This is a genomic window from Luteitalea pratensis, from assembly GCF_001618865.1.
Classification (GTDB): Bacteria; Acidobacteriota; Vicinamibacteria; order Vicinamibacterales; family Vicinamibacteraceae; genus Luteitalea; species Luteitalea pratensis.
This window is the reverse complement of the sequence record NZ_CP015136.1, coordinates 1,093,842-1,106,097: the sequence shown is the minus strand read 5'-3', so window position 1 is coordinate 1,106,097 and position 12,256 is coordinate 1,093,842. Positions and strand designations below refer to the sequence as shown.

Annotated in this window: 8 protein-coding genes; 7 read left to right on the top strand and 1 reads right to left on the bottom strand. The window is 67.7% G+C overall.

Going from position 1 to position 12,256, the window contains the following annotated elements; genetic code table 11:
• Positions 1 to 25 precede the first annotated feature (25 nt).
• A complete protein-coding gene (locus LuPra_RS04660) occupies positions 26 to 1,321 on the bottom strand; it encodes an FAD-binding protein (protein ID WP_157899925.1) in 1,296 nt (431 codons plus the stop codon).
• Positions 1,322 to 1,520: 199 nt separating this feature from the next.
• Here LuPra_RS04660 and LuPra_RS04655 point away from each other — a divergent pair, with 199 nt between their 5' ends.
• The 7 genes from LuPra_RS04655 to LuPra_RS33620 all read left to right on the top strand — a co-directional run bounded on the left by LuPra_RS04655 (position 1,521) and on the right by LuPra_RS33620 (position 12,252).
• A complete protein-coding gene (locus tag LuPra_RS04655) occupies positions 1,521 to 4,919 on the top strand; it encodes a CPBP family glutamic-type intramembrane protease (protein WP_110169671.1) in 3,399 nt (1,132 codons plus the stop codon).
• A gap of 107 nt (positions 4,920 to 5,026) precedes the next feature.
• On the top strand, positions 5,027 to 5,695 hold the full coding sequence (locus LuPra_RS04650) for a discoidin domain-containing protein (RefSeq protein ID WP_110169670.1): 669 nt from the start codon (positions 5,027 to 5,029) through the stop codon (positions 5,693 to 5,695).
• Positions 5,692 to 7,344: a flippase activity-associated protein Agl23 gene (locus tag LuPra_RS04645; protein WP_110169669.1), complete on the top strand. Its 1,653-nt coding sequence runs from the start codon at positions 5,692 to 5,694 to the stop codon at positions 7,342 to 7,344. The genes LuPra_RS04650 and LuPra_RS04645 overlap by 4 nt, the downstream gene beginning before the upstream one ends.
• On the top strand, positions 7,341 to 8,138 hold the full coding sequence (locus tag LuPra_RS04640) for a glycosyltransferase (RefSeq protein ID WP_157898735.1): 798 nt from the start codon (positions 7,341 to 7,343) through the stop codon (positions 8,136 to 8,138). The genes LuPra_RS04645 and LuPra_RS04640 overlap by 4 nt, the downstream gene beginning before the upstream one ends.
• A gap of 97 nt (positions 8,139 to 8,235) precedes the next feature.
• Entirely contained in the window at positions 8,236 to 9,660 is a 1,425-nt protein-coding gene (locus tag LuPra_RS04635; protein ID WP_110169667.1) for a Gfo/Idh/MocA family protein, read from the top strand.
• A 46-nt stretch (positions 9,661 to 9,706) separates the two neighbouring features.
• Positions 9,707 to 10,663 (top strand): FAD:protein FMN transferase, encoded by a 957-nt coding sequence (locus LuPra_RS04630; protein WP_157898734.1) that lies wholly within the window; start codon positions 9,707 to 9,709, stop codon positions 10,661 to 10,663.
• Between the two features lie 161 nt (positions 10,664 to 10,824).
• On the top strand, positions 10,825 to 12,252 hold the full coding sequence (locus tag LuPra_RS33620) for a Gfo/Idh/MocA family oxidoreductase (RefSeq protein ID WP_110169665.1): 1,428 nt from the start codon (positions 10,825 to 10,827) through the stop codon (positions 12,250 to 12,252).
• Positions 12,253 to 12,256 lie beyond the last annotated feature (4 nt).

Below are 12,256 nucleotides of genomic sequence, written 5' to 3'. Positions count from 1 at the left end.
TTCAAGGTGTCCGGGCAGATCGGTGTCAGCCGTACAGATTCGCGGTGAGGAATGCGTTGCGAAACCTGCCGTGCGGGTCATGTTCAGCCACGAGCCGCTTGAACTCAGCCGACATCTCGTATCGCTGCTGGAGCTGCGTCGAGGGAATGGTAAAGAGCTTGCCCCAGTGCGGCCGCACCTCGAATGGCGTGAGCTCCCGTTCGATCATCGGCAGCACCTTGCGCACTGACGGCCAGTCCTGCTTCCATGTGAAGTGGATCGCGAGGCTGGGCCGTGTGTAGCAGGGACTCATCCAGAGGTCGTCGGCCGCGATGGTGCGGAGTTCTGTGATCATCAGGTGAGGACTGATGTGATCCCGAAGTCGCTCGACGGCACTGATGGCATCGACGGCGTTGCTGCGCGCCACGAAATATTCTGACTGCAGCTCTTTGCCGCTGCTGGGCGTGAAGCCCATCCGGAAGTGCGGCAGCCGCTCGTACCACGGACCGACCACTCCCATCTGTTCGGTGCAGTTTTCCGCTGAGAGCTCGACGATCGGGTGAACGTTTGTCGTGGCGGGACGCGCGCCGTAGAACTCCTGCGAGGCCGTCAGGGTCTCACCCTTTCCGACGCGACGCTTCACCCAGGCTTCGTTGATCCGTCCCCGCTGCCAATCGGTGAACAGGCTGACGCTGTAGCCTGCGGAGGCGATCTCTTCGAAATGCTCCCTGACCTGCGCCATCGGCAGGTCCAGATACACGTCCTGCCGCATGGTGAACGCTGGCTGCACGTCCAGCGTAACCTTGGTGACCACGCCAAGCGCACCCAGATTGACGACCGTCGCCTGAAACGTGCGGAGGTCCTTGCTGCGCGCAATCGACAGGACATCCCCGCCGGCAGTCACGATCTCGAATGCCGAGACCGCCGTCGAGAGGTTCCCGTTGTTCACACCCGAGCCGTGCGTGCCGGTAGCGCAGGCACCTGCGATGGAGATGTGCGGAAGCGAGGCCAGGTTATGGAGCGCGAAGCCGTCGCGCTCGAGAGACGGACACAGTTGGCCGTAGCTCATGCCCGACTCCACCGTAACCGTCCGCGCCGCCCGATCGAGTGCGACGACCTCGTTCATCTCGCGAAGCGAGAGAAAATGGTCGGCGCTGTCAGCAATCCCGTTGAAACAGTGACGGGTGCCGAGCACCTTGAAGTGCGGGTGCTTCCGGACGAACGCCTGGATCTGCGCGAGCGACGTCGCCGACGTGATGCGGTTGGTGCCGTACCGATAGTTGCCGGCCCAATTGCGCAGCGGCTGGGTCTGCGCGGCCTCAGCCGGATTGGGACCAATCATTGCCGACACCGCCGATGTGCTCACCGCAGCGGCGCACTGCCCAACGAACCGTCGTCGACTCTGATTCACGACAAACGCCCCTGTCTGTCCGTTGACCCCGGCCGGACGATGATTGCACAACGAAGGTCAGAGGGATTCATCCCGATTGGTGCAACATTGCACCAACAGCGATGAAGCTGACTGCCATTGAGGAGCATTCGTGAGGCGTCCTGCATTCTGGCTGGCATTCGCCGTCCTTTCCCTCCTTTCCGCGCTGGTCGCGGTCCGCTACTTCCCGCGCGCCTTCGCCATCGTCGCGCTCGACATCACCATGGACCGCGAGCAGGCGCTCGCCCATGCCCGCGACGTGATGACGCGTGAAGCGCTCGGGCCGGCCGGCTACCGGCAGGCGGCCTCGTTCGCGCTGGACGGTGAGGCGCAGACCTTCATCGAGCTGGAAGGTGGCGGCAAGGACGCGTTCACGGCGATGCTCAGCAACGGCCTCTACTCGGCCTACACCTGGCGGGTCCGGCAGTTCAAGGAAGGTGAGCCTCATGAGGCGACTATCAGGTTCACGCCCGAAGGCAGGCTGTACGGCTTCGTCGAGCAACTGAGGCAGGACGCGCCGGGGGCGGCGCTCGACGCCAGTGCGGCGCGGGCGCTCGCCGAGCGCGCCGCGCCGCGATGGAACGTCGATCTCTCGAAGTTCGCGGTCGCCGAGCAGGGCCAGGAGCGTCGCGTCGGCGGGCGCATCGACCACACCATCACCTACGAGCGCACCGATGCCTCCGCCGGGGAAGGGCGCTATCGGCTGCGCCTGGTGGTGTCGGGCGACCGGCTCACGGAAGTCACGCACTTCGTGCGCATTCCCGAGGCATTCATCCGGCGCTACGCCAACATGCGCTCCGCCAACGACGCCATCGGCGTCGGCGGGATGGTCGGCATGATGCTGCTCTACGTGATCGGCGGCATCGGCATCGGTCTGTTCTTCATGCTCCGCGTACGGTGGCTGGTGTGGCGGCGCGCCGCCACGTGGGGCGCCGCGGTCGGCGCGATGCAGGCGCTGGCCATGATCAACCAGTTGCCGCTCGAGTGGATGGCCTACGACACGGCGCTGCCGCGCTCGACGTTCCTGGCGCAGCAGGCGACATTCGTGATCGCCAGCCTGCTCGGTCTTTCCGCGTTCGCCGCGCTCTCGTTCATGGCGGCCGAGACGCTGACACGCCGGGCATTCGGCGACCACCCGCAGTTGTGGAGCGCGTGGGCGCGCCGGTCGTCCACCGGCGACGAGGCCGCGGCGCCCGGCGCATCGGTGCAGATTCTCGGGCGCACCGTCGGCGCTTACCTGCTCGTCGCGGTCTTCCTCGCCTACGACGTGATGCTGTATTACGTTGCCACGAAGTACTTCGGATGGTGGTCTCCCTCCGAAGCCCTCCTGCACCCGGATGTGCTCTCGACCTACGCGCCCTGGCTCTCCGCGATTGCCAACTCCTTCCAGGCCGGCTTCTGGGAGGAAGCATTGTTTCGGGCAGTGCCGCTTGCGGGGGCAGCCCTTATCGGCGACCGATTCGGTCAACGGCGTCTCTTCCTGGTCATCGGCTTCGTCGTGCAGGCCCTGGTATTCGGCGCCGGCCACGCGCCGTATCCCGCCCAGCCGTCGTACGCACGGCCGGTGGAGCTGCTCCTCCCGTCGGTCGGCTTCGGTCTCCTTTACCTCCACTACGGCCTGCTGCCGGGAATCGTCCTGCACTACGCCTTCGACGTGGTGCTCTTCGCCATTCCCATCCTGGTCGCCGACGCCCCCGGCATCTGGATCCAGAAGGCGATGATTGCGGTGTTGGTCCTCGTCCCGCTGTGGATCGTCTTGTTCCGGCGAGCTCAGGTCGGAAGCTGGACAGAACTCTCCCCGGCCGATCGCAACGCCGCGTGGACCCCGCCGGTCATGGTCGAACGAGAGACCGCGGCCTTCGAACCGCCGCAGACACCCATCGGACCACGCGCTCGCATGGCCTGGCTGGCGATCGGGGCGGTCGCGCTGCTGGCGCTGGTGGTAACAAGCCTGCGATCGGACACCACGCGATTGTCGGCCACCCGTCAGGACGCCGACGCCGCGACGCGGCGCACGCTCGCCGAGCGCGGCGTCAGCCTCGATCGGAAATGGCGCGTGATGCCCCAGCCGCTCGATGGCAGCGACGGCCCGCATGAATTCGTCGCGAAGACGGCCGGCGAGGCGCGACGACGTGAGCTTGTCGGCACGTACCTTCCGGCGCCCGGCTGGTCGGTCCGGGTCGCGACCTTCGAAGGCGACGTCGCCGATCGCGCGGAAGAATGGGCCGCACTGATCTCGGCAGACGGCCGCGTCATGCGCGTCCGCCACATCGTGCCCGAGGATCGCGCCGGCCCGTCACTCGACGAGCCGCGCGCCAGGGCGCTCGCCGTCAAGGCCGTCTCCGAGCGGCTCGGTCTCGACGCAGCACGAGGGCAAATCAGGGAAGTCTCGGCGCGCCCCTCGAAGTTGAAGGCGCGCACCGACTGGACGTTCACCTTCGTCGACACCACCGTTGCCGCGCTGCCGCAGGGCGAACCGCGCATCGACGTCGGGATCGCGGGCGACGAAGTCGTCTCGGCGCGGCCCTACGTCTTCGTGCCGGAAGAATGGGAGCGTCAGCAACGGGCAGCCGGCACGCGCGACCTCATCATCCGGATTGCCGACGTCATGGTCTTCGCGGGGCTGCTCGTCGGCGCCGCGGTGTTTGCCATGATGTCGTGGAGCAGACGGCGCTACACGCCAATGCTCTTCGTCTCGGGCGCCGGGCTGATGCTGCTGCTGTCCATCGTCCGCTTCGCCAACACGTGGCCTACTCTATTGGCGAACGTGCCGACGGCGGCACCACTGCGCCTGGCACTCCTGGGCATCCTGGGCACTGGTGCGGTGGGCCTGCTGATCACCGCGTCCCTCGTCGGTCTCGCGCTCGGTGCGGCACCACACCGTCTGACGCTCTCGGGTGAGCTGCCGCGAACCGATGCGGCGCGGCTGGGCATCGCGGTCGGGCTCTTCGGCGCCGCCGCGGCGGCCATCGCAGCCGCCGTGAGCGCACCCCAATGGGCACAGTCGCCGAATATCGACGCCGCAGGATCGCTGGTGCCGATCCTCCAGGCCGCGCTCGCGCCCGCGCTTCGGGTGCTCATGGCGACGGCCGTGATGCTTCCGACCCTGCTGACCGTCGATCATCTGACAACGGGGTGGAGGCGCCATCGCCTCCTCGGCGTGCTGCTGCTCGCACTGGTTGGATTCGCGGCAGCCGGCGTGCCGGCGACGACCGAACCGGTGGGATGGCTGATGGGGATGGCGGCGATCGGCGCGGCGCTGATCCTCACCTACGTCACCGTCCTGCGCTTCGATTTGTCGATGGTGCCGCTCGCCGTCGGCACGATGACCGCTGCCGGTGCGTTGGCGCGGGGTGTTGGGCGCCCGTATCCTGGCGCCCTGGCCGGCGCCGTCGTTGGTGCGCTGGCGGCCCTCGCAATCGGCTGGTGGTGGTTCAGCGGACTGCGGAAAGCCAGAGCGCGCGCGGCGATGCTGGCAACGCCCGGCGTGTCGAGCGTCTCAGGATCATGAAAGCCGGACTCGAGTGTAAGATTTCCAGAATGCGGGCGTGCCGTGAGCGCCGGCGTCGGCCGGTAGACGCTCCATCCGATAAACCACGTCATCTTCTGAGAACCTCGATGACCAAGCGCATACTCGCAGGCTCGTTGTTGTTCGTCCTGACCCTGGCGCCGCTCGGTGCGCAGCCCGCTGCCGACAAGGAGGAGTTGAAGCTCAAGCTCCCGAAGCCCATGTTCATCGGCACTCCCACCAACCTCCGGAGCCCCAACCTCGAAGTGGTCACGGGCAAGTCACGGGCGCCGTTCTACGTGCCGAAGGGTACCGTCCTGCTGTCGCTGAAGAAGACGGTGACCTCGAGCGACTCACAGCCGGTCATCGGCGAGCTCGACATGATCACCGACGGGGAGAAGGCAGGCGGTGACGGGTACTTCGTCGAACTCGGACCCGGCTCCCAGTGGGTGCAGATCGACCTCGGCGCCCCGCATCCCCTGTCCGCCATCCTCCTGTGGCACTACCACAGCCAGGCGCGCGTCTACCGCGACGTCGTCGTCCAACTCTCGAACGACGCGTCGTTCAAGACGGGTGTGACGACGGTGTTCAACAACGATCACGACAACTCGTCGAAGATCGCCCAGGGCACGGACAAGGAGTACATCGAGGTCGCCGAGGGCAGGCTCGTCGACCCGAAGGGGGCGAAAGGTCGATACGTCCGCCTCTACTCCAAGGGAAACACGACGAACGACCTGAACCACTACGTCGAGGTGGAGGTCTACGGCCTGCCGAAGTGACACGCGTGTGGTTCGGTGCCCTCATGGCGATCGCCCTCGCGGCCGGCCTGGCGCTCCGCCTGGCCCGGCTCGATGTGCGTCCGATGCACCATGACGAAGCGAACCAGGCCGTCAAGTTCGGCGCGCTGCTCGAGCGCGGCGAATACCGCTACGACGCGTACGATCACCACGGTCCGACGCTCTACTTCCTGACCCTTCCGGCGGCGTGGCTCCGCGGGCAGGCCACGCTCGCCGCCCTCGACGAACGTACGCTCCGCGGCGTGACCGCGGTGTTCGGCGCGGCGACGATCCTGCTGCTGCCGCTGTTGTCGGCGGCGATTGGCCGGACGGCGGCAGCCGCGAGCGCGTGGCTGATGGCGCTTTCACCCGCGATGGTCTTCTACTCGCGGATGTACATCCAGGAATCGCTGTTTGCCTGCTTCACGCTCACGTTCGTGATCGCCCTTGGGCGCCTGGCGACAGGAGGCGGATTGGCGTGGTCCGCGCTGGCCGGCGTCGCCGCAGGCCTGGCAGTCGCAACCAAGGAAACCTCGGTCATCGTCCTGCCCGCAGCACTCGTCGCGAGCGCGATCGCCTGGTGGTCGCTGGGAGCGGGACGGCCCCGGAATCCGCTGGCCCACCAACGTGGGCGGCGGGCGGCGCTCGTGAGCCTGGGAGCTGCCGCGGCGGTGGCGGGGCTCTTCTACTCGTCGTTCCTCGCCGCACCCGGGGCCGCCCTCGAGCCGTTCCGCGGTGCTGATACCTACCTCGATCGCGGCATCGCCCCGGGCACCCACTCGCATCCGTGGCATTACTACCTGGGCCTGCTCGCGTACTCGTCGTCCGGCGGCTTGACGTGGAGCGAGGGGCTGGTGCTCGTGCTGGCGATCGTCGGCGCGATGACGACGTGGGGCACGCTCGATCGCTCCCACCTTGAACGCACCTTCTGGGCTCGCTACCTCACCGTCAACGTCATCGTCACCACGGCCATTTTCTCGGCCATCCCGTACAAGACTCCCTGGAACCTGCTGCCGTGCTACGTCGGTGCGATCGTGCTGGCCGGAGTCGGTTTCTCGACGCTCGTCCAGGTCACCGCGTCCCGTGTGGTGCGGGGCACGCTGGCGGCAGTGCTTGTGATCGCCTCTGGCCAGTTGGGATGGCAGGCATGGCGCGCGTCGGTGACTTACGCGTCAGACCCGCGCAATCCCTACGTCTACGCGCACACCGTCCCCGACGCGGTCCGCATGGCGACGCGCATTCGCGAATTGGCTGCCCTGCATCCCGACGGGGCGCGCATGCAGGTATCGGTCATCGCCTCGCCGCACGAGCAGTGGCCGATTCCCTGGTATCTCCGGGCGATGCCGCTGGTCGGCTACTGGGCCGGGGCGGATGATCCGGTTGCACTGCAGGCGCCGGTCATCGTCGCCGCGATGGAGCACACGGCAGCGCTCGATGCATCGCTCGGCGACCGCTATGTCACGGAGTTCTACGGTCTCAGGCCTGAAGTGCTGCTGGCGCTTTACGTCGAGCGTGGGCTATGGGAGCGGTTCCTCGCCCGGGCGGCCCTCGGCGGGTGGGCGCCGGGGTGTGGTGACGCCGTGCCGCCCAGTGCTCACGCGTGCGGACCAACGCCCGCTGTCGCACTGTGGCGCGCGGCACGTGCGAGATGACCCCTCCCGAGCTGGCCCTCGTCGTGCCCTGCTACAACGAGGCGGCCCGCCTCGCCCCCGAGGCCTTCCTGCAGTTCCTCGCCACCCACCCGGGCGTGCGGCTCGTGATGGTCGACGATGGGAGTGTCGACGCCACGGGGGACATCCTCGAGCGGATGCGCGAGGCGGCGCCTGACGCGGTTACCACCTTGCGGCTTACGGCGCGCCGCGGCAAGGCCGAGGCGGTGCGGGCCGGCATCCTCGCGGGACTGGACCAGCGCGCGGCGCTCGTCGGATTCTTCGACGCCGACCTCTCGACGCCACTCCGGGCAGTCGACGATTTCATGGCCGTGCTCCGCGACCATCCGACCATCGAGTTCGTGCTGGGCTCGCGCGTCATGCTGATGGGTCGTGACGTCAGGCGGAAGGCGACGCGCCACTACCTTGGCCGGGTCTTCGCCACCGCGGTGTCCTTCGCCCTTGACCTGCCGGTGTACGACACGCAGTGCGGAGCAAAGGTCCTGCGCGCGAACGGGTCGATGGCGACGATGTTCGCCGAGCCGTTCCGCAGCCCGTGGATTTTCGACGTCGAACTGATCGCCCGCTACCTGCGGTTGCCGGTCGCTCCGGGCGAGCCCGCCCGTCGGGATCGTCTCTACGAGCTCGTCGTGCCTGCGTGGCACGACATCCCCGGCTCCAAGCTCCGCTGGTACGACTTTGCCCGCGCGGTGGTCGAACTCGGGTACATTTGGCGCGAGCGCGTCACCCACCGTCCACGTGACGGGACGACCAGGAATCCTGGCGCCCGTCGGTGAATCTGTCCAGACCGCCGACGAGGCGCGGTCGACGCGTGCATGATGCGCTACGATGCACCCGCCCACGAGATCGGGCCCTGGCGTAGGAGAGCACACGATGAGCAATGAGGAGCAGCCCGCTACCCCGGTGTCCCGCCGGACGTTCATGAGCACCGCCGCCACCGCTGCCGGGTTCACGATCGTGCCGCGCCACGTGCTCGGCGGCGTCGGGTTCCAGGCCCCGAGCGACAAGGTCAACGTCGCCGTCGTCGGCTACATCCACGGCATGGGGACGTCGAACCTGCTCAACGTGATCAAGAGCGACAACATCGTCGCGCTGTGCGATCTCGACGAGAGCGCGGCGGCCAAGGAGGCCCTCAAGAGGCGCGGGACGCTCGAGAAATTGCCGAAGGCGGTCCAGTACAAGGACTACCGCGTCATGCTCGACAAGCAGAAGGACATCGACGCCGTGCTCGTGGCGACGCCGGACCACTGGCATGCCCTGATCGCCATGGCCTCGATGCAGCTGGGCAAACACGTGTACGTGCAGAAGCCCCTGACGCGCACGATCAGCGAGGCCAGGGCGCTCACCGAGGCGGCGCGAAAGTACAAGGTCGTCACGCAGATGGGCAACCAGGGCCACTCGGAAGAGGGCCTGCGGCTGATGCAGGAGTGGCTCGAGGCCGGCGCGATCGGTTCGGTGCGCGAGGTGCACTGCTGGACCAACCGGCCGATCTGGCCGCAGGGCATGCCGCGGCCGACCGAGACGCAGACGGCGCCCGACGGCCTCGACTGGGACATGTGGCTCGGCCCCGCGCCGATGCGGCCGTTCCACAAGACCTACCACCCGTTCGGGTGGCGTGCGTGGCAGGACTTTGGCGCCGGCGCGATGGGCGACATGGGCTGTCACGTCCTCGATGCGGCATTCACCATCCTGAAGCTCGGTGCGCCGACCAGCGTCATCTCGACGCTCGCCTATAACTTCCTGCCCCCGGTGCCGGGCGAGCGCGGATTCGGCAAGCGCGTCGAGTACAACGACAGCTATCCGCCGTCCTCGCTCATCCACTTGTCTTTCCCGGAGCGCGGCGCGATGCCGCCAGTCAAGCTGCACTGGTACGACGGCGGCCTCCTGCCCGAGCGGCCCGAGGATCTCGAGCCGGATCGCACGATGCCCGAGTCGGGCACCATCTTTGTCGGCGACAAGGGCAAGATGTGGTGCGAAACCTACTCCGAGAGCCCGCGCCTCATCCCCGAGACGGCGATGCAGGCCTTCCAGAGACCGCCGCGGAGCCTGCCGCGCGTGCCGGAAGGCCGGGCGGGGCACGAGAAGAACTGGCTCGATGCGATTCGCCAGAAGGGCCAGGCGGTGTCGAGCTTCGACTATGCCGGGCCGTTCACGGAGGCGGTGCTGCTGGGTAACGTGTCGCTCCGCTACCCCGGCCAGCGCCTCCTGTGGGACGCGCCGACCATGAAGGTCACGAACCTGCCGGAGACCGACCAGTTCATCCAGCACAAGTATCGCGGCAGCTGGTCGCTCACGTAGCTCCCCGGCCCGACGGCCCGTCATGGGCATCGGCCAGCGAGTACACATGGACGGAGATGGAGGGGTCGGGATCGAGGGGCCGCGCGCGAGCGACGCGCGGCGCTACTCGCATGAGGCGATGCACACCGTTTTCGAGGTGCATGCGGCGCATCCCGATGAGCGGTACGCGGCGCAGGCGGCGCAGGCGGCTTTCGATCTGACTGACCGCCTCGAGCGCGAGCTGAGCCGCTTCGTCGCCAACAGCGACATCACTCGAATCAATCACTTGGCCGCGGGTGAGAGTACCCGGGTGAGCGCCACGACGCTGGAGTGTCTCGTCATCGCGCGGCACGTGTTCGAACTGACGGGCGGCGCGTTCGACGTCTCGATCGGCACCGGGCTGCCCTCGCTCGAGTTCGACGCAGAGGACTGCGTCGTGCGCGCCACACAAGAGGGGGTCCGCCTCGATCTCGGCGGCATCGGCAAGGGTTACGCGGTCGACTTGATGGCGGAAGTGCTCGAGGACTGGGGGCTTCGGCGGGCGCTCGTTCACGGGGGCTTCAGTTCCGTCCTCACCCTCGAGGCGCCGGATGGACGCGAAGGCTGGCCGCTGACGCTGAGCGATCCCGGCGCGCCCTCACGGGTGCTCACCCGCCTTTCGCTGCGGCAGACCGCGCTGGGGGCGTCCGGCATCCAGAAGGGCGATCACATCGTCGAACCGCTCACCGGCCTGCCCGTCCGCGGTCGCCGCGCCGCCTGGGTGGCGGCGCCACGGCCGGAGCCAGCGCAGGCTCGGGCGTCGGTCGGTGAAGGGCCCAGACTGGCCGCGACCGCGGTCACCGACGCCCTGACGACGGCGTTCATGTTGCTCGGGATCGAGGAGATCGCGGCGCTCTGCGAGCGCAGTCCCGGGCTGGAGGCCTGGGTGTTACCGGAGGGCGCTGACGGCCGGCCCGGCGAGGTGGAACTGCTCCACTTCGGCAGTCTCCATGCCGACGCCTCCGAATCGGCGGCGGGTCCTTGAGACACGAACGATGTTCGCCTGGCAGGGCCACAGAGGGTCCGCGGCGATAGACTTGCGCGCGGGCCGGCCATGGCCCGAGTGCCATCGGCCTGAACCCGGACCGCCGCGCTGCCACTTGGTCGGCGGCCCGAGGGGCCGGCGCAAAGACGCAGGAGACACAGATGGCTGGCGAGAACGAGAAGGGCAAGGGCGCGGCCGAGGGACCGAAAAAGCTCGATCGGCGCGACCTGCTCATGGGGCTGTCCACGGTCCCGGCGCTGGGACTATTCGGCTACGCGTGGCAGCAGCAACGTGGGTATCAGGAGACGCGGGCCGCCGCGGCCGCGGCGTCGCCGGCGACCCCGGCCGGCCTGCAGGAGATCAACGTCGCCCTCCTCGGCGTCGGCGCGCAGGGCCAGGTGCTGACCGAAGCCATGCTTCGCATCCCGGGGCTCCGCTTCCGCGCCGTCTGCGACATCTGGACCGACTACAACCAACGACGAGCGGTCAACACCCTCAAGCGATTCAAGCACGAGGTGAACGGGTACGCGGACTACCGCGAGATGCTCGACAAGGAAAAGGCGCTCGACGCGGTCATCATCGCGACTCCGGACTTCTGGCACGCGCAGCACGCGATTGACTGCCTCGAGGCCGGCAAGCACGTGTACTGCGAAAAGGAGATGTCGAACACGCTCGAGGGCGCGCGCAGCATGGTGGCCGCCGCCCGCCAGACCGGCAAGCTCCTCCAGATCGGCCACCAGCGCCGATCGAACCCGCGCTACCTCCACTGCTACCAGAAGCTGCTCGGCGAGGCGAAGCTGCTCGGCCGCATCGTGACGGTGAACGGCCAGTGGAACCGCGCGGTGACGCCGGACCTCGGCGCGCCCGAGCGCTACGCTATCCCCCAGGCTCAGCTCACGCAGTATGGCTTCAAGGACATGCACCAGTTCCGCAACTGGCGCTGGTACAAGGGTAAGGGCGGCGGGCCGATCGTCGACCTCGGATCGCACCAGATCGATATCTACAGCTGGTTCCTCGGGGCGAACCCCTCACACGTGATGGCGAGCGGCGGACGGCTGTACTACGAACCGAAGACCCACGAGTGGTACGACACGGTCATGGTGGTCTACGACTACGACACGCCGCTCGGTCCGGCCAAGGCGTACTACCAGACGCAGACGACCAACGGCAGCCAGGGCTATTTCGAGACCTTCATGGGCGATCAGGGCACGCTGCTCATCTCCGAGTCGGAGGTGAACAACCCCGGCTCGCTCTATCGCGACCCGAATGCCCCCGCCTGGGACGCGTGGATCCAGAAAGGCTACGTCAGCGCTCCGCAGGTGCAGGAGGCGAAGGCGCAGAGCGACACCGGCGCGATTGCCGACGTGCGCGAGTCGGTCGCGCCCGACCGTCACACGGTGCCGGTGGCGCTGCGCGACCCCTATCATCAGCCGCATCTGCAGAACTTCTTCGACGCCGTGCGCGGCACGGCGAAACTCAATTGCCCGTCCGAGGAGGCGTATCAGACCGCAGTCGCCGTCCTCAAGGTCAACGAGGCGATCGAGGCGAACACGCGCCTGGCGTTCAAGCCCGAAGATTTCAAGATCTAGGAGA